The 17,086-nt window shown below is 58.1% G+C and carries 16 protein-coding genes and 1 tRNA gene; 11 read left to right on the top strand and 6 right to left on the bottom strand.

Going from position 1 to position 17,086, the window contains the following annotated elements:
- Window positions 1-57 precede the first annotated feature (57 nt).
- From ACMYUN_RS26880 to ACMYUN_RS26870, 3 genes are all read left to right on the top strand, one after another.
- Window positions 58-1,095 (top strand): DNA topoisomerase IB, encoded by a 1,038-nt coding sequence (locus ACMYUN_RS26880; protein ID WP_415762303.1) that lies wholly within the window; start codon window positions 58-60, stop codon window positions 1,093-1,095.
- Between the two features lie 1,107 nt (window positions 1,096-2,202).
- A complete protein-coding gene (locus ACMYUN_RS26875) occupies window positions 2,203-2,433 on the top strand; it encodes a hypothetical protein (RefSeq protein ID WP_039764049.1) in 231 nt (76 codons plus the stop codon).
- Between the two features lie 121 nt (window positions 2,434-2,554).
- Complete coding sequence (locus ACMYUN_RS26870; protein WP_016774936.1) at window positions 2,555-2,785, top strand: hypothetical protein; 231 nt, start codon at window positions 2,555-2,557, stop codon at window positions 2,783-2,785.
- 66 nt (window positions 2,786-2,851) lie between these two features.
- Here the strand turns inward: ACMYUN_RS26870 and ACMYUN_RS26865 are convergent, their stop codons facing one another.
- Window positions 2,852-3,019 carry a general stress protein gene (locus ACMYUN_RS26865; RefSeq protein ID WP_133336327.1) on the bottom strand — a complete coding sequence of 56 codons (168 nt, stop codon included), beginning with the start codon at window positions 3,017-3,019 and terminating at the stop codon, window positions 2,852-2,854.
- A gap of 326 nt (window positions 3,020-3,345) precedes the next feature.
- Here ACMYUN_RS26865 and ACMYUN_RS26860 point away from each other — a divergent pair, with 326 nt between their 5' ends.
- The 5 genes from ACMYUN_RS26860 (at window position 3,346) to ACMYUN_RS26840 (ending at window position 5,689) form a co-directional block, all read left to right on the top strand.
- A complete protein-coding gene (locus ACMYUN_RS26860) occupies window positions 3,346-3,522 on the top strand; it encodes a general stress protein (protein WP_039764047.1) in 177 nt (58 codons plus the stop codon).
- A 465-nt stretch (window positions 3,523-3,987) separates the two neighbouring features.
- A complete protein-coding gene (locus ACMYUN_RS26855; RefSeq protein ID WP_039764046.1) occupies window positions 3,988-4,335 on the top strand; it encodes a general stress protein in 348 nt (115 codons plus the stop codon).
- Between the two features lie 98 nt (window positions 4,336-4,433).
- A complete protein-coding gene (locus tag ACMYUN_RS26850) occupies window positions 4,434-4,985 on the top strand; it encodes an ATP-dependent Clp protease proteolytic subunit (RefSeq protein ID WP_039764045.1) in 552 nt (183 codons plus the stop codon).
- Window positions 4,986-5,183: 198 nt separating this feature from the next.
- A complete protein-coding gene (locus tag ACMYUN_RS26845) occupies window positions 5,184-5,441 on the top strand; it encodes a DUF6555 family protein (protein ID WP_415762300.1) in 258 nt (85 codons plus the stop codon).
- Window positions 5,438-5,689 (top strand): hypothetical protein, encoded by a 252-nt coding sequence (locus ACMYUN_RS26840; RefSeq protein ID WP_052269162.1) that lies wholly within the window; start codon window positions 5,438-5,440, stop codon window positions 5,687-5,689. The genes ACMYUN_RS26845 and ACMYUN_RS26840 overlap by 4 nt, the downstream gene beginning before the upstream one ends.
- Before the next feature lie 12 nt (window positions 5,690-5,701).
- Here ACMYUN_RS26840 and ACMYUN_RS26835 read toward each other — a convergent pair whose 3' ends face one another.
- On the bottom strand, window positions 5,702-6,115 hold the full coding sequence (locus ACMYUN_RS26835; RefSeq protein WP_415762298.1) for a cupin domain-containing protein: 414 nt from the start codon (window positions 6,113-6,115) through the stop codon (window positions 5,702-5,704).
- Between the two features lie 272 nt (window positions 6,116-6,387).
- Here ACMYUN_RS26835 and ACMYUN_RS26830 point away from each other — a divergent pair, with 272 nt between their 5' ends.
- Window positions 6,388-6,768 (top strand): RidA family protein, encoded by a 381-nt coding sequence (locus tag ACMYUN_RS26830; RefSeq protein WP_039764040.1) that lies wholly within the window; start codon window positions 6,388-6,390, stop codon window positions 6,766-6,768.
- Window positions 6,769-7,026: 258 nt separating this feature from the next.
- Complete coding sequence (locus ACMYUN_RS26825; RefSeq protein ID WP_039764037.1) at window positions 7,027-9,015, top strand: peptidase U32 family protein; 1,989 nt, start codon at window positions 7,027-7,029, stop codon at window positions 9,013-9,015.
- Window positions 9,016-9,127: 112 nt separating this feature from the next.
- Here the strand turns inward: ACMYUN_RS26825 and ACMYUN_RS26820 are convergent.
- Window positions 9,128-9,202: transfer RNA gene (locus ACMYUN_RS26820), tRNA-Gln, on the bottom strand.
- A gap of 307 nt (window positions 9,203-9,509) precedes the next feature.
- Between ACMYUN_RS26820 and ACMYUN_RS26815 the strand changes: the two genes are divergently transcribed.
- Window positions 9,510-10,544, top strand: coding sequence for an alpha/beta fold hydrolase (locus ACMYUN_RS26815; protein ID WP_415762295.1), 1,035 nt, complete (start codon window positions 9,510-9,512; stop codon window positions 10,542-10,544).
- 345 nt (window positions 10,545-10,889) lie between these two features.
- On the opposite strand, the gene ACMYUN_RS26810 is transcribed toward ACMYUN_RS26815, so the two are convergent.
- The 3 genes from ACMYUN_RS26810 to ACMYUN_RS26800 form a co-directional block, all read right to left on the bottom strand.
- Window positions 10,890-14,012 (bottom strand): Ig-like domain-containing protein, encoded by a 3,123-nt coding sequence (locus ACMYUN_RS26810; protein WP_415762294.1) that lies wholly within the window; start codon window positions 14,010-14,012, stop codon window positions 10,890-10,892.
- A gap of 53 nt (window positions 14,013-14,065) precedes the next feature.
- Complete coding sequence (locus ACMYUN_RS26805; protein ID WP_415762293.1) at window positions 14,066-15,646, bottom strand: hypothetical protein; 1,581 nt, start codon at window positions 15,644-15,646, stop codon at window positions 14,066-14,068.
- Between the two features lie 367 nt (window positions 15,647-16,013).
- Window positions 16,014-17,039: a GlxA family transcriptional regulator gene (locus tag ACMYUN_RS26800; RefSeq protein WP_415762292.1), complete on the bottom strand. Its 1,026-nt coding sequence runs from the start codon at window positions 17,037-17,039 to the stop codon at window positions 16,014-16,016.
- Between the last annotated feature and the right edge of the window lie 47 nt (window positions 17,040-17,086).

Genomic DNA, 17,086 nt, shown 5'->3' with positions numbered 1-17,086 from the left:
GGCCAGCGGCTGCGGTCAATGCAGTTACAGACTGCCGTATGACCGAAGGAAGCCGCCATGCCCGATACCGTGCTGACAGATGCTCTGCCCGCCGACCTGCATTACGTCGATGACACTCAGCCTGGTATCACCCGCAAGAAACTGCGCGGCAAATTCGTCTATTTCGAACCGTCGGGCCAGCGCATCACCGACCCGGACGAAATCAAACGCATCAACGCCCTTGCGGTACCACCGGCCTACACCGACGTGTGGATCTGCGCCGACCCGTGCGGTCATTTGCAGGCCACCGGCCGCGATGCACGCGGGCGCAAGCAATACCGTTATCACGAGCGCTGGCGTGAAGTGCGCGACGCCGACAAATACTCGCGCCTGCGCGACTTCGGCCTGGCCCTGCCCAAACTGCGGCGCCAGCTCGAGGCGCTGCTCGATAAGCCGGGCTTCAGTCGTGACAAGGTCATGGCGACGGTGATCACCTTGCTCGACGCCACGCTGATCCGCGTCGGCAATACCCAATACGCGCGAGACAATCGCTCCTATGGCTTGACGACGTTGCGCAGCCGGCATGTCGAGGTCAATGGCAGCGCGATCCTGTTCCAGTTCCGTGGCAAGAGCGGCATCGAGCACCAGATCACGGTCAAGGATCGGCGTCTGGCACGTATCATCAAGCGCTGCCTTGAAATTCCCGGGCAGAACCTGTTTCAGTATTTGGATGAACACGGCGAGCGGCACACCGTTACCTCTTCCGACGTCAACGCTTACCTGCAAAAGCTCACCGGCGCGGCGTTTACCGCCAAGGACTACCGCACCTGGGCGGGCAGCGCGTTGGCGTTGTCGGTGTTGCGCGAGTTGCAACATGAGTCGGAAACCGAAGCCAAGCGTCATGTGGTGGAAGCCGTGAAGAGCGTCGCCAAACAGCTGGGCAACACGCCGGCGGTGTGCCGCAAGTGCTACATTCACCCCGCCGTGCTCGAACACTTCATGCTCGGCGCCCTCGCCGAACTGCCCCGCCCGCGCGTGCGCAAAGGTCTGCGCGCCGAGGAAGTGGCGCTGGCGATGTTTCTCGAACGCATGTGCGAGGTGACCGAAGCTTCCTGATCGCCGATATCAGAAGCTCATCATGCGCCAAGCAACTGATCTGAGCCTGCCCCGACGCCTTCGCGAGCGAGCCCGCTCCCACATGAGGTTTGCGGGGCTGCCTTGAATTTGGGTTCCGCCGCGATACCTGTGGGAGTGAGCTTGCTCACGAAAGCGTCGAGGCAGGCGGATCATCTGTGTCTGACACATTGCCTTCGCGAGCAAGCTCGCTCCCACATGCGGTTTGCGGGGTGCCTTGCATTTGGGTCCCGCCGCGAAACCTGTGGGAGTGGGCTTGCTCACGAAAGCGTCGGGGCAGGCAGATCATCTGTGTCTGACACACTGCCTTCGCGGGCAAGCTCGCTCCCACATGAGGCTTGCGGGGTAGCTGGCATTTGGAGTCCGCCGCGAAACCTGTGGGAGTGGGCTTGCTCACGAAGGCGTCGGGGCAGGCAGATCATCTGTGTCTGACACACTGCCTTCGCGAGCAAGCCCGCTCCCACATGAGGCTTGCGGGGTAGCTGGCATTTGGAGTCCGCCGCGAAACCTGTGGGAGTGGGCTTGCTCACGAAAGCGTCGAGGCAGGCGAATGATCTGTGTCTGAAACACTGCCTTCGCGAGCAGGCTCGCCCCCACATGAGGTTTGCGGGGTGCCTTGAATTGGGGTTCCGCCGCGAAACCTGTGGGAGTGGGCTTGCGCACGAAAGCGGCAGGTCAGGCGGATTATTTGCGACTGACACACTGCCTTCGCGAGCAAGCCCGCTCCCACAAAGGATTTGTGGGTTGCCGGGGATGGCGGGTGTAACGCGAAACCTGTGGGAGTGAGCTTGCTCACGAAGGCGCCGGGGCAGGCGAATCATCTGTGTCTGACACGCTGCCTTCGCGAGCAAGCCCGCTCCCACATGAGGTTTGCGGGGGTGCCTTGCATTTGGGTTCCGCGCGAAACCTGTGGGAGTGGGCTTGCTCACGAAGGCGTCGGGGCAGGCAGATGATCTGTGTCTGACACGCTGCCTTCGCGAGCAAGCTCGCTCTCACATGGATTCCGCCGACGAGTTGAGTTGGCTATTTTTTGCACGATCGCACAAGGCTTCTATAGTTGATGTGACACGAATCAACTGCGGTGGCGCCATGGAAGACATTTTCGTCGTGAAGCGTTGCAACAAGATCGTCATTCACGGCCGCCGCGCCGGAGACAGCCAGCAGGAACCCGCCGAAGCATCGGCATGGTTTCGCATCTGCGACACACGCACCGCTGGCTTCATCGGCGACGGCTTTGACGAGCAAGCGGATGCTCAGCGCGAATGTCAGCGCCTCAACGCAGCGAGTTCTCAACTACCGGCCCGCCAGCACTCCGGCTGATGCCCGGCAACAGCGGGTCTATACTGAAACCAGCTGATGGAGCAGCACCCCAACGGCAGAACGCTCGCAACTTGCGGGCTTTTTGTTGCGGTTCAGCGGTTTCATTGAACGGAGGTGTTCCATGTCCGAAAAAGAGTCCATCACCACCCTCCTCACCCTGCTCGACGCCCGCCAGGCGCGCCTTGCAGCCGCCTGCAAAGAGATCGCCGACTGGGTCGACCATCAGGGCGGTCACCCGACGGCATTACGCATCCGCGATCGACTTCACGATATCGAAAAAGATGCGCCGCTGATTCGCGACACGCTCTCGACGCTCAAGCCGATTGACCGGCCGTTACCACGGTTCAGATAGGCGTCAGCGTAAAAGTCCTCTCTGCGTTGGCGCAGAGAGGACGGCAGTTATCGGTTTCCCGGCGCCTCAGTCACCCTTGCCCGTGCGCGTACCGCCGTGGCTGTGCTGTCCGCCGACGCGCGCCTTTTCCGCACGGTCGACTTTCACGTTGACTGAATTCCCGCCCTTCTTGCCGGCTTCCTTGATTTTTTGCGAATCCTCGGCGAATGGTTGGTCCTTGTGATGATGGGTCATGGTCCTGTCCTCCACAGAGTTGTAGTCACACTTCACAGACTCTAGATTGCACAAACTTCAGTTCAACTTCCCGCCGACAAATGGTTATGACTGCCAAGCGAAACGGCAATTAAATCCAGCCGCCGCTTTATGACCAACCCGACCTTTAAAACTTATACGAAGCGGCATGATAAACACCCGCCTGTATAAGTTTCATCACAAACATACCGTTCATCGGCCTAAGTAAAAATTTTCAAAACATTCTCCGCCGGCTCGTAATCGGAGTAGATGTCCGGTGCAACAATGGACACAACTAGCGAAACGTTTATTGATATCGGAGAGCTATCATGACTACAGGAAATAAAAATCCAGGTAACTTCGCGAACGATCGTGAGAAGGCGTCTGAAGCTGGCAAGAAAGGCGGCCAGGCATCGGGCGGCAACTTCGCCAATGACCGTGAGAAGGCATCCGAGGCTGGCCGCAAAGGTGGTCAAAACAGCCACGGTGGTGGTCGCAAGTCCTGAGTGAGCAGCACAAGGGCAGCCCTGCTGCCCTTTGAAATCGGCTGATGGAGCGCAATCATGAGAACGGTAACGGCTTCTGCACGAGGCGAAGTGCAACGAAACAAGGGGGCAGAAGTGTATCCCGAAGCAGCGCGCAGTTCGCAAGTGACGAGGTCGGATGTTTCGCCTGTGTCCCCTTGTGTTGAAAGACAGCAAATCAGTCCACGATACAGGGAAAGCGTTCAGCAGGAATGTTATGAACGCCGGGAACTTACTGTTAACGCAGAGAACTCCCGCACTGCGAATACACAACCTACTTATGAGCGCTCTTCTTAGCAGACCGGCCAAACTTGTAGTTACAAGACAAGCGAGACCCAAACAGCAAACCAATCAGCTAACTAGTCAGCACTTTGCGAATGACGACGGCACGCAGTTTGTGCATCCTTGATTCGCCAGTTGCTATATAGAGAAATGAGGAAGTTTGAAATGGCACAAGATAAACAAGGCGGCATGTCGGTAAACGAAGCAGGTAAAAAAGGTGGGGAAGCCACTTCAGCTTCGCACGACAAAGAGTTCTATCAGGAAATCGGCAGCAAGGGCGGCCAGAACAGCGGCGGCAACTTCAAGAACGATCCGGAACGGGCCGCTGAAGCCGGGAGCAAAGGTGGCCAGAACAGCGGTGGCAATTTTGCCAACGATCGGGACAGAGCGTCCGAAGCTGGCAGCAAGGGCGGTCAGAGCAGCGGCGGCAACTTCGCCAATGATCGGGAAAAAGCTTCTGAGGCTGGACGCAAGGGTGGTCAAAACAGCCATGGTGGCGGGCGCAACAGTTGATGCGCCAGGTGCGGGGGAGCGTGGCTCCCCCCGCCCACTTTCATTCAAGCGAAATTACAGCTATTGCTTAGGAGTCCTGACCAGCCGAGGGAATCGCCATGCCTGTTCACGTCATCAACTTCACCGGCCCGATCAACGCCTCGACCTGCGGTCAATTGATCGATAAAGCCTCGCTCGCCGTAAAGGAAGATGCACCCAGACTGATCGTCAACATCGCCACCATGGGCGGTGAATGCAGTTACGGTTTCACGATGTACAACTTCCTGTTGGCCCTGCCTATTCCCGTGCACACCCATAATCTGGGAACCGTCGAGTCGATGGGCAATATTGTCTTTCTGGCCGGCCAGCGCCGGACCGCCTGTACCCACAGCAAGTTTCTGTTTCACCCTTTCCATTGGCATCTGCAAGGATCGGTCGATCATTCGCGCATGTCGGAATACGCCATGAGCCTGGATTATGACCTGCACCTCTACGCGCAAATCGTCGCCGAACGCACGAGCAACGGGAAGAACGCGCTGGAAACCGAGAAATATCTGACGGCGGCTCCACGCATCATCAATCCGGAAGAAGCGTTGCATTCAGGTTTGATCACGGCGGTGGAGAACACCGAGGTCCATGCAGATTTCGTCTGCTCGTGCATCTATTCGTAAAAGTGCAACTCAATAACGCGTCCCCGTTGGCGCGTTTTTCCATGCATGCAATATGGCCTTCAGCGCTTGGGCAGGCGCGCTTCTCCACTGAAGAAACAACCTTGAACAAGTCGTGAGCCAATCATCCCGCCACCGGCAATTTCTCTGAATTATTCATTTCGCCAGCCCTCCCTCTATATAAGTCACCGGAGAAAATGTATGAGCGCAGCGGATCTGTACGTGATCGATTACCTGCTTCACGCAAAGACCAGGTCTTTCGTCATCCGCACAGCTAACAGGAACAATGCCGAAGCCTGGCAATGGGCAAGTTGCGATGCGGGCATTTCGCCGATTCCGCGTCCCGGCCGTCCTCCGTTGAAACGTTATTCCAAGCCAATGGCGGAACGCTTTGGTTTAACTGAAGTGCAGTGGCGGGTATCGGTTCCGCTGATCTGGGAGGAGGATCACGCAAAATGACTGAACACATTTTGAAATTCGGTTTCGGCCGATCCTGGGATGACGAGATGGCCGACAACGCCGCGATGTTCCGCGAAGCTGACTTGCTCGAAGAAGCGGCCTACAAACTCATCGAGGACGACACGGACAATCCTGAAGCCTGGGCTCGTTTCACCGAAGCCAAGGCCCTGGCCGACGCCAAGCGAACGGCGGCCTTTCAGGACTGGATGCGCATCAAACGTGCGATGAGCAAGCCCCGCTCGAAATAGCAGCCTGACGGGTCATGGCTTGAGGATCAGCAGCGGCTCGCCCTTTGGCACGATATAAGTCGCCAGTTCCGCCCCCTTGTCGCTGCCGATGTTTTTCGCGACATGCGCAACGCCCGCCGGAATGAACAACGAATCGCCGGCCTTGAGTGTCACTGGCGCTTGCCCTTCAAGCTGATACTCGAACGTGCCGCTGATGACATAGGCGACTTCCACGCCGGGATGAGCATGCCGAGGCGAGGTGACGCCAGCGTCGAAATCGATACGCGCCTGAATCACTTCGCGATTGTCAGCGCCGAGATCCTGGCGAACCAGATCGGTGCGGCTCAGACCTTTCTGCCAGCTCGTTGCCGGCGCATCCGCCGCATGGGCCAAGCCGGTAAGGGCGGCGAAGACAACGGCAGAAGCCAGAAACAGTGGACGGTACATGGTGATGCCCTCTTTATCGTGATGTTGGTGTGAGGGCTACTTTGGGCTCGGCATGTAGGGCGGATGTGTCTCGAAAGCTGGTTTTGGTGTTGCCATGTGTATCCGTTGAGGGTGGATACACGCTCATACAAACCTGTCACGTGCCGCAGTCAAAAGCCCCGGTCTGAAGGCGCTGATCCTTGTCGAGTCCGCCAGCCTGACCACGCACGGGCCATGCCGGGCGGGAATCTGTAAACTGGCGCGAATTTCATTCACTAGAACAAAGGTTGCCCATGGCCAATCAAGACATCACCTTCACCCCCGATCCGGACACCGATTCGATTTCCTCCGACGTCGCCACCTTCGGCGGGATCATGGTCTCGACGCAGATCCCGACCCGCGCCGATGGCAGCCTGGAACTCGGCGGTATCACCGAGCAAAGCGAGTGCACCCTGCAAGCGTTGAAAGTCGCACTGGAACGTGCAGGCAGTTCCATGGACCGCGTAATGCACCTGACCATCTACCTCACCGACATGGGCGATCGGGCGGCATTCAACGAAGTGTACAAACGCTACTTCGCCAAACCATGGCCGGTGCGCGCAGCGGTGGGGGTTGCGTCGCTGGCGGTTGAAGGGATGCGTGTGGAAGTGACGGCGATGGCGGCCAAGGGCTGATCGAATTTGCGATGTCACTCAATGATTTTCGGATGACACTCCGCTTTCGCGAGCAGGCTCGCTCCCACAGTGGATGTATTCCGGCCCGGAGCTAACCCTGTGGGAGCGAGCCTGCTCGCGAAGAGGCCGGCACATTCAACACAATAGCTTGCTGACCTTTGCCAATCGCCAGCCACCACCGGGCAGCACACACGTGCCCGCCGCGCGTTTCACGGGTAGAATGCGCCCCTTGCCCGTGACCGCCTGACTAAAAAAACTATGTCCTTGCCCAAGCATCACCTGGAATTGCTCAGCCCTGCCCGCGATGTCGCCATTGCCCGCGAGGCCATCCTGCATGGCGCCGACGCCGTGTACATCGGCGGCCCGAGCTTCGGTGCGCGCCACAACGCCTGCAACGAAGTCAGCGAAATCGCCGAACTGGTCGAATTCGCCCGCCGTTACCACGCGCGCATCTTCACCACTATCAATACCATCCTGCACGACAACGAACTGGAGCCGGCGCGCAAGCTGATCCATCAGTTGTATGACGCTGGCGTCGATGCGCTGATCGTCCAGGATCTGGGCGTGATGGAGCTGGATATTCCGCCGATCGAGCTGCACGCCTCGACCCAGACCGATATCCGCACGCTTGAGCGAGCGAAGTTCCTCGATCAGGCCGGTTTCTCGCAGCTGGTGCTGGCCCGCGAGCTGAACCTGCAGGAAATCCGCGCCATCGCCGATGAAACCGATGCGGCCATCGAGTTCTTCATCCACGGCGCGCTGTGCGTGGCCTTCTCCGGCCAGTGCAACATCTCCCACGCGCAAACCGGCCGCAGCGCCAACCGTGGCGACTGCTCCCAGGCCTGCCGCTTGCCCTACACCCTGAAAGATGAAAAGGGTGGCGTGATCGCCTACGAAAAACACCTGTTGTCGATGAAAGACAACAACCAGAGCGCCAACATCCGCGCACTGGTCGAGGCCGGCGTGCGTTCGTTCAAGATCGAAGGTCGCTACAAGGACATGGGCTATGTGAAGAACATCACGTCCTATTATCGCCAGCGGCTCGACGATGTGCTCGAAGACCGCCCGGACCTGGCCCGCGCTTCCAGCGGCCGTACCGTGCATTTCTTCCTGCCTGATCCGGAAAAGACCTTCCACCGTGGCAGCACCGATTACTTTGTCACCGATCGCAAGATCGACATCGGCGCCTTCGATTCGCCGACCTTCACCGGCCTGCCGGTCGGCACCGTGGAAAAAGTCGGCAAGCGTGACATGCAGGTGGTGACGCACGAGCCGCTGTCCAACGGTGATGGTCTGAACGTTCTGGTCAAACGCGAAGTGGTCGGTTTCCGCGCCAACATCGCCGAAGCCAAAGGCGAGTTCGAAGAAGACGGCGAGAAGCGCTACCGCTATCGCGTCGAGCCGAACGAAATGCCCGAGGGCCTGTTCAAGTTACGTCCGAACCACCCGTTGAATCGCAACCTCGATCACAACTGGCAGCAGGCGTTGCAGAAGACTTCTTCGGAACGTCGCGTGGCCCTGAGCTGGTTTGCCCGTCTGCGCGAAGAACAGCTGGAAGTGACCGCGACCAGCGAAGAAGGCATCAGCGCCAGCGTCACCCTCAACGGGCCGTTCGGTGTCGCCAACAAGCCAGAGCAAGCGCTGGAGCAACTGCGTGACCTGCTCGGCCAACTCGGCACCACGCAGTACCACGCCACTGACGTCAGACTTGATGCGCCGCAAGCGTTCTTCATTCCCAACTCGCAGCTCAAGTCCCTGCGCCGTGAAGTGATCGAAGCACTGACTGCAGCACGTGTCGCGGCGCATCCGCGTGGCAGCCGCAAGGCCGAAACCACGCCGCCGCCGGTGTATCCGGATTCGCACCTGACCTTCCTCGCCAACGTCTACAACCAGAAGGCGCGCGACTTCTACCACCGTCACGGCGTCAAGCTGATCGACGCAGCGTACGAAGCCCACGAAGAGCCGGGCGAAGTGCCGGTGATGATCACCAAGCACTGCCTGCGTTTCTCCTTCAACCTGTGCCCGAAACAGGCCAAAGGCGTGACCGGCGTTCGCACCAAGGTCGCGCCGATGCAGTTGATCCACGGCGATGAAGTGCTGACGCTGAAGTTCGATTGCAAGCCCTGCGAGATGCACATCATCGGCAAGATGAAAGGCCACATCCTCAATCTGCCGCAGCCGGGCAGCGTGGTCGGCCACATCAGCCCTGAAGACCTGATGAAAACCATCCCGCGCGCACCGCACTGAGTGACCGGCGTGTGCGGTGCTTCGGCATCGCGCACGCCTGCTTGGCTCAAGCGCGTAAATCGCAGGCATAAAAAAACGCCAACTTCTTGCGAAGTTGGCGTTTTTTCGTAGATGGCAGGGGCGGCTGGATTCGAACCAACGCATGGCAGGATCAAAACCTGCTGCCTTACCGCTTGGCGACGCCCCTGTAGCTCTGGTCAGCGGCTCCGTGAGGATCGCTGTGAGAACGGGGCGCAATTTATCAACATTCGTTTCGTTTGGGAAGCCCGTGATGAAATATTTTTTGTTTTAAAACAGCCACTTATTATTTTCGCGCGAAAACCTTGGGTTTGGCTGCCGTGTATCACAGTGTGTACGCTCCCCGCTGCCATACACACCCTTGCAAAAAACATGTTCGGCGACACAGAGCGGATACCTCGCCACGCTTCAATGCCTCCACGGTTTCAAGGGTTCATCTCGTCCCTTGACTACAGGCTCGCAAAGGAGACGTCAGCATGAAACAGGCTCTGCACACCTCAAAAATCACCCACGCGCTCGGCTTGTCGATGCTGGCGCTGTCGCTGCTCGGCGCGGTTGGCAGCGCTCAGGCGCAAACCACTGAACCGGCCGCCGCGAGCTATTCGGCGCCCTCACCTTTCGGCCCGCTGAAACACATCAAGGCCGGCGTACTTGATGTGGCCTACGCCGAAACCGGTCCTGCCGACGGTCCCGTGGTGATTCTGCTGCACGGCTGGCCCTACGACATTCACAGCTACGACGAAGTCGCGCCACTGCTCGCCGCCAAGGGTTACCGCGTGCTGATGCCATATGCGCGGGGTTACGGCGATACGCAGTTCCTCTCCAAAGACACCCTGCGCAACGGCCAGCCGGCGGCGCTGGCCAGCGACGTGATCGACTTCATGGATGCGCTGAAAATCAAACAAGCGGTGCTTGGCGGCTACGACTGGGGCGCGCGTTCGGCTGACATCGTCGCAGCGCTGTGGCCAGAGCGGGTCAAAGCGCTGGTGGCAGTCAGTGGCTACCTGATCGGCAATCAGGCCGCCGGGCAAAATCCGCTGCCGCCGAAAGCCGAATTGCAATGGTGGTACCAGTTCTACTTCGCCACCGAGCGCGGCCGCGCCGGCTATGAAAAGAACACCCACGACTTCGCCAAACTCATTTGGCAACTGGCTTCGCCGCAGTGGAAGTTTGATGACGCCACCTTCGACCGCAGTGCCAAGGCGTTGCAGAACCCCGATCACGTCGAGATCACTGTGTTCAACTACCGCTGGCGTCTGGGCCTGGTACAGGGCGAAGCGAAATATGCCGCGTTGGAAGAGAAGCTTGCGACTGCACCGTCGATCAGTGTGCCGACGATTACGTTGGAGGGCGATGCCAATGGCGCGCCGCATCCAAAGCCTGAGGATTATGCGAAGCGGTTTACCGGGAAATATGAGTTCAGGCTGATTGAGGGTGGGGTTGGGCATAATTTGCCGCAAGAGGCTCCGAAGGCATTTGCGCAGGCTGTGGTGGATGTGGATCGGTTTTAAGTACTTCAATTTTCCTAGCCTTAGCATGTACTAGGCACTATTGCATGCCGAGCTGGCTCATCAGACGCAAACACAAGTAACGAGGGAAGAGTCCTCCAGTCCCAATGCGCTTGACGGAAACATCACTAATAACTTCCGTTAGAGGCAATACTTATATAGCTGACAGTCCATATCAGAAAACAAGTTGTCGCGAAGCAATCAACATTATGTAGCTTTCTTAGAAATGCTTACTGCCCAAATCTCTCTATCAAATACCTAGCATGCGAGCAAATCTCAAACACCTTGCCGCGAAGGCGTTTGAGATGGGCTACCTTTTTATGTCAACGCCTTTTTAGCGCCAATTTTTTATTTAGCATTTCTAGGGCGGTACGCCAAGGTTGCAAGCGTCCAATCTATGCTTCCGTTCCCTATACCCTGTATACCAAACCCTCCGGAAGGAGTGGGTATACTGCCGGTCGCTTTGCAGACCGGCGCTTGCCAAGCTGGATGGCCCGCTTGCTGAGGTATATACCAATAAAAATATGACCCTGGTGGGTTTAACTGTTGAAAGCTAGCGCACACGGCGGTCCAATTAGCGTCATAGGAAAAAAAGTTTGCTCCCACACTATTTTTCCAAGCTGTAGCCTGCGCGTGCGATATTCTTTGTTGATTGCATACCAACTCATACACATTTCTACATATAACATCGTAATTTACCTCTCCGCTCTTGGCATCATGGACTTTGATCGTTGCCGTACCAATTCCAGTTGAAATAACTCGACCGGTTGCCGGGTCAACGGAAGCGACTGTGGAATTCGATGAGCTATATCGGTAGGGGCCCGTCCCCCCCTCTGCTTGTCGGATTTGAAACGACTTCGGATGTAAGTACACCGATTTCTGAAAGGGTGGTGCGTAGGGCGCTGACGCTGGGTAAAACTGAGGCCCATCAAGGACCATGTCGGTGGTATCTATTTCCAACGGGACAGATGCGTTGACAGTATAGGTCCGACTCTGGAAAGTCACCGCCTCCGCCTCCAACTGGCTCCCACCCAACCCAACCTTAAACTCCACAATCAACTCACTGCCATCCTTCAAATTCTGCAGAGTTGCGAGCGGAATCGTATGGGTGTAATAACCCTGACCAATCCACGTTTGGTTCGTCTGTGAACCAGGCGGCTGCCAAAACGTCTGGGTGTAAGCACTGTCGTTGCTGTTGGTGCCGCTGAGCCGCAGCCAGACGTACTGGCGCAGCGCAATGAGCGGCCAACTGTTCACACGTATGGTTGCGGCCCTTGTCAATTGACCTACATCCAGCTCCGGTCCCTGCCCCTCGTCGCCCGCTTCTTCAATGAAAGGCCGGCCCATTGCAGGGTCTTCATCCGCAATCGGCTGTACCGCCAGCAGCAACTCTTTGGAGTTCTTGGGCGAGTCATTTCGAATCACCGTGTAACACACCGTCACCGGCTTGTTCAGGTTGAACGCCACCACCGAGTTGGGGAGCGGAACTTCGCAGTCGCCCTCGGTGGTTACATCGACGGGTTCGGTGGTGTGACTACCGCCTCCCGGCGTACCTGTCCACGTCACGCTTAATTGGGTACCGACCATGTTGTCGTAGGCCGGGACGATCGCGCTCAACGCATCCTTGGCCTTGAGGGGAGCGAGGCTGTTGTCGTCGGCTTCCTTGATGCGAGGGGCGTTCAGCTCCACGGCGGTGCCGATCAGCAGCGGCTGCTTCACCGAGGCGGGCAATGGTTGCCCGCCTCGAGTCACGATGTAATACACCTCAATCCTCTGATCCTTGTTGAGATCGACGTATGTTTTCGCGACCGGAAATTCCACTTCCTTGCCGCCCCAATTGGCCGGGATCTGGAACCAGTCGGTGAAATCCAGCACACCGTCCCAGTGCACATCAATCCGGTCGGCGGTTTCCATGCTGTAATTGACCCGAATATAGGTGCCGTCGGGCGGCACCACTTCCGGATCCAGGGTATCGCCCTGGGCGTAATCGACCGTCGGTTTGGGTAACTGGGCACCGAGGCTTTTGACTTGCAGTGGTAATTGATTTGACGGCAGGGTTTCCCCACCGCTTTTGGTCAGGGTATAGCTGACGGTGACCGTGCCTCCTTGCAGCGGTGTAATGTAAATCAGCGGGATACGGCGCTCGATGCCATTGACCGCACCGCTGCCGGTCACTGGAATGGAGATGGTGTGCGGCAGGCTGGCGCCGCTGTCGGTTTTGCCGTCCCACAGCAGCAGGAGGGTGTCGCCGGCCTCGATCAGGTCATGCCTTTCGATGCGCACCAGAGCGCCTTCGGGTGGCAGGCTGGCCGGGTCCAGTACATTGCCGACAATCCCGGCGACAATCGGGGCCGGCAGTCGCTCGACCTGGCCGATGACCTCCACTGTGGTCCGTCGCGAGCGACGGGGGGTTCCGGTCAATGGGACGACCTCATAGCGCACCACGGCGTTGCCCTGTGCAATGGCTCGGACCTTGTCGTTAGGAATCTCGAAATCCAGCGGCCAACCGATGTCGCCGCTATCGACTTCCTTATCAAGCTCTACCTTCACTTCCAACCCTTCGGCGGTGTATCCGAGCCAGGTCAGGTACACCCGGTCACCAAGGTCCATGCGCTCGGTGTAGACCGGCGTTTGTACCCGGGCATCCTGATCGCCCAGCAGAGCCAGGTCGAGGGTGCCGCCGGGTGCATCCAGCACGCGCGGAGCAGCGAGCAGGTTTTCGCCGGCCTCGACATCGGTGGTGACATGCAGCGACCAGCGCGACCAGTTGTTGACCTCGTCTCGGATGTCATAGCGCACGATGACTCGGCCAGGGGCGGCGACCAGCGTGGCCTTTTCCACCCGAAATTCCACTGGCTTGCCGACTTCGGACGCGGTCAGCGGCGGGCGAGGCAGGCGCAGACCACCCCAATCGATCTGGATACGGTCGCCGACGGCCATGTTGTCGTAGACAGCGATGGTGCCAGTAACGCCGGGTTCGGCAATGGCATCGTCGATCAATTCCGGAATGCCCATGGGCGCACGTAAATTCTCGTTAATGTATTCCGTGCCGGCATCGTCCCCGGTGTTGCCGCCAGGCAGCAGGCGCTTGACCTTGACCGTGGCCGGCGGCGATGAATCGGTCTGCCCACCAATCGCGGCGGTAACGAAGTACTGAAAGGAATGCACACCGTCAGGGTGTTCGAGGATGTCCGCCGGGCTGACACTCAAGGTGATCACACCGGTGCTGAGGTGATCGGCGTTGACCGTGTCGCTGGCCACTGGCAGGCGCTGCCACTCCAAAACACAGAGGTCATTGAGCTGGACGGCGCCGGGCTGCAGAACAATCTGCACCTGCACCGGGCTGCTGGGATCGTTGAGGTCTTGCCAGCGCAGGCCGCCGTTGGCGATCGAGGTCGGGATGGAGGGTGGGTTGAGCGCCAGCGGTGAATTTTCGCCGAGCGCTGAGACATACAGTTCTTTGATGGTCACGATTCCATTCCTTGTGTGTCCAGTGCGGCGACATGCCTCACTGTTTGGGCACGCTAATAAAATTCCGGACACCAACTGTCACCCGGTTTCTTGACGTCGCAATTCACTCGTTTTTTGCGCGAGGTCGTCGACCCGCTTGCGTTGCTGACAATCATCGAGGCCTCAACGCTACCGCGGCTGCAAACAGCAAAGTGGTGCCGCGCAGGCACTGCGAATTCGAAGTAGCCGCGCGTGAGGTCTTCCCGCGTCATTACCGAAGGCGGCTGCGGGTTATAGGCCGCTTTCGGGACCGGATTGCCGCCGATGTCCAGCGTGTCGTAGCCGACAAAAAACAACTCAATGGCATCGCCCACTGCCGCATGGGTGTAATCGAGGGCGATCAGAACCGGGTTGTGCAAACCGGCAGGCCCTTCAATCAACTGATTGAGGCCGATGGCGCCGTTAACATTCAGAACCGGAAATTCGGGTTCGCCGATAAACCCGTCCCCCGGTAACTGACCCGAACCAATAACTTTCGCATTGGCAATGGCGGATTGGCCAATCGGCAGGCCACCTCGCTTCACTTCGTAGTAGGCGTGGACATCGCTGCCAGTAACGAACAAATTGTTTGGCACCTGCATGACACAACGCAGCAGTTGCCCACTGCCATCGGCCTCGATAATGCCGCTAAGCGGAAACGAATGGCCGGGTGGAGTGACGGTGACCAAGCCACTGATACTGTCATTCACCTGAAAGGTCGGTGATCGTGGATTGACGATGACCGACAGAGGCCTTCCCCCCAGCTCGTCGCGATCAATGATCTGCGCATCATCGGTTTCGTCATTGGGATTTTCACGAAAAATCGGCGCGTGAAACGCGATTCGCTCAAGGTCGACGTTAGCGACAATCGCAGCGGACTCCCGGCTGTTCTCAGTGGCGTTGTTCAGTTGCGAGATCACGGTATAGCGGATTTCGAACAGAGGGCTGTTACCCGCTTGTTCAAACATGGCTTGGGTCAGCGTAATGATGATCGGCGCACCCTGTTCTTCCGGGTTCAGCACGTAGGTAAAACGCCGACCGTTCAGCTTCAGCAGGATCTTGTCGTAGGCATGATCATGCGGGTAATCAAGCGTCAGCTGTACCCCGGTAGCGGCCTCCTCCCGGCCAATCTGCGGCGGGTTGCCCAGTTCAGGCGGGAGAGTGATTGCCAGAAAAGGATGGTCGCCAGTGCCCGGCACGTATTTACCGCCGGGTGGCTGATAGTGATAAAACGCCCAGGCGTGGATCGATGGACTGCTGTTGCCGCTGCTGCGCTTGACCAAGTAGTAGAAAACATTGATGCCTTCAACGAACAGCGACTCGGCAACGTCGAAGATGATGGGCTCATCAGGGACGTCAGGAACTATGACATCAACCAGCAGCGGGACTTCCTCATCCAGTGCCACTGTGTAAACCCATATCGATTCATACTCCCCTATCGGAGGGTCGATACGCGCCGAGGTCGCGCTGACCTGGGGAGCGTTATCCTTGAATGCAGTGTGGGACAGGCCTTCCAACGGGATTCCGTCTGGAACATCCGGCTCAACAATCACCGGGGAAATGCCCGCCTCGAACTTGATCGGGAAAAGGGATGAGTCTGAGTCGAACTCCGACATGGGGGCGTCCTTGTTTGCATTCGCTGAGCGTGCAATGCCTGGACGCTATTACCCCTTGGGGGTGTTGCGCTGTCTACTGTCAGAAATTACAGGTAGACGAGGTATTCCGACGGACGGTCGTTCAGCACCGAAAGCCCCTCACCCTAGCCCTCTCCCGGAGGGAGAGGGAACTGATTGGGGGATATTTGAGATTTACGCCGACCTGACAGGGCTGTATTGAATCCGAAATCGACTTCCATCTTTCAGGTCGATGTACAGCGCAAGACACCTCGGTCGGCTCCCTCTCCCTCTGGGAGAGGGCTGGGGTGAGGGCTTTCGAGGGCTACGCCGGCCTGAAGACTGAAATGACCTCAGATTGATTAATGGTCTATTTAACCAGCCGCTTCTCCTTCGAAGGCCGATAACCGAAGTACGAGCTATAGCACTTGCTGAAATGGCTCGGCGAGACAAAACCACACGCCACCAAGACTTCCACCTGTGACAGTTCGGTGTGTTGCAGCAGGCGTCGCGCCTCGGTGATGCGCAGTTCCAGGTAATAGCGCTGTGGCGTGGTGCCCAGTTGTTCCTTGAACAAACGCTCGAGCTGGCGTCGTGAGCGGCCGGCGTAGACCGCCAGCTGCTCCAGTTCCAGCGGTTCTTCCAGGTTGGCGTCCATCAGCTTGATCACTTCACGCAACGGCGCACTGACGCAGATGTTTTCATCCGGTTTGATCCGCCGGTAGCGCGACTCTTCGAAGGCGAGGATGTCTTCGATGCCCTCGACCAACGCTTTGCCATGCAAGCCCTTGATCCAGTCCAGCGCCATGTGAAACGCCCCGGACGGGCTGGAGGCGGTGAGGCGATCGCGATCAATGACGTAGGGTTCGCTGCTGACGTGGGTGCTCCTGGCGATTTCGGTGAGCGCCGGACGATGTTCCGGGTGGATCGAGCAGCGATAGCCATCGAGCAAACCGGCCCGGCCGAGAAACCACGATCCATTCCACAATCCGGCGAGGCTCACGCCCCGCTCCGCTGCCGACTTGAGCAAGCCGATGAATTCGTCGCTGGCGCGCAGCTCGGTGCGATAACCACCGCAGACCACCAGCAGATCCAGTTCGTAAAGCGCAGCAGAATCCAGACGCGCATCGGGGCGAATGACCAGCCCCAAATCGCTGATCACCTCGCCATCACCCAGGCCGAAAGTGCGCGACGAGAACAATCCCGGGCGTAACAGGTTGGTGGTGACTACCGTGTCCAGCGCCTGGGTGAAGGCCGGAAGCGAAAAATGTTCGAGCAAGAGAAAGCCGGTGCGGGTCACGCCGGTGTCATCGGTATTTTGTTCATTCAGATAGCGAAGGTTCTTGCCCTTCATGCCACCGCTGAATTGACGTCGTTCAATCAAGGTCGGGTCCATCGGTCGTTGTTATGCGGCGATAGTTGGCCGGTTCTGCGCAAGAGTCA

The organism is Pseudomonas sp. CP4 (assembly GCF_047758505.1).
In the GTDB taxonomy this organism is placed as follows: Bacteria; Pseudomonadota; Gammaproteobacteria; order Pseudomonadales; family Pseudomonadaceae; genus Aquipseudomonas; species Aquipseudomonas fluorescens_AO.
Note: the sequence above shows the minus strand (reverse complement) of the source record. Positions and strands in the feature narration are given on the sequence as shown.

Coding starts and splice junctions, on each gene's coding strand:
- ACMYUN_RS26850 (WP_039764045.1), top strand. CDS start 4,434: ATGCCTGTTCACGTCATCAACTTCACCGGCCCGATCAACGCCTCGACC.
- ACMYUN_RS26800 (WP_415762292.1), bottom strand. CDS start 17,039: ATGGACCCGACCTTGATTGAACGACGTCAATTCAGCGGTGGCATGAAG.
- ACMYUN_RS26860 (WP_039764047.1), top strand. CDS start 3,346: ATGACTACAGGAAATAAAAATCCAGGTAACTTCGCGAACGATCGTGAG.
- ACMYUN_RS26840 (WP_052269162.1), top strand. CDS start 5,438: ATGACTGAACACATTTTGAAATTCGGTTTCGGCCGATCCTGGGATGAC.
- ACMYUN_RS26815 (WP_415762295.1), top strand. CDS start 9,510: ATGAAACAGGCTCTGCACACCTCAAAAATCACCCACGCGCTCGGCTTG.
- ACMYUN_RS26855 (WP_039764046.1), top strand. CDS start 3,988: ATGGCACAAGATAAACAAGGCGGCATGTCGGTAAACGAAGCAGGTAAA.
- ACMYUN_RS26835 (WP_415762298.1), bottom strand. CDS start 6,115: ATGTACCGTCCACTGTTTCTGGCTTCTGCCGTTGTCTTCGCCGCCCTT.
- ACMYUN_RS26805 (WP_415762293.1), bottom strand. CDS start 15,646: ATGTCGGAGTTCGACTCAGACTCATCCCTTTTCCCGATCAAGTTCGAG.
- ACMYUN_RS26870 (WP_016774936.1), top strand. CDS start 2,555: ATGTCCGAAAAAGAGTCCATCACCACCCTCCTCACCCTGCTCGACGCC.
- ACMYUN_RS26825 (WP_039764037.1), top strand. CDS start 7,027: ATGTCCTTGCCCAAGCATCACCTGGAATTGCTCAGCCCTGCCCGCGAT.
- ACMYUN_RS26830 (WP_039764040.1), top strand. CDS start 6,388: ATGGCCAATCAAGACATCACCTTCACCCCCGATCCGGACACCGATTCG.
- ACMYUN_RS26865 (WP_133336327.1), bottom strand. CDS start 3,019: ATGACCCATCATCACAAGGACCAACCATTCGCCGAGGATTCGCAAAAA.
- ACMYUN_RS26875 (WP_039764049.1), top strand. CDS start 2,203: ATGGAAGACATTTTCGTCGTGAAGCGTTGCAACAAGATCGTCATTCAC.
- ACMYUN_RS26880 (WP_415762303.1), top strand. CDS start 58: ATGCCCGATACCGTGCTGACAGATGCTCTGCCCGCCGACCTGCATTAC.
- ACMYUN_RS26845 (WP_415762300.1), top strand. CDS start 5,184: ATGAGCGCAGCGGATCTGTACGTGATCGATTACCTGCTTCACGCAAAG.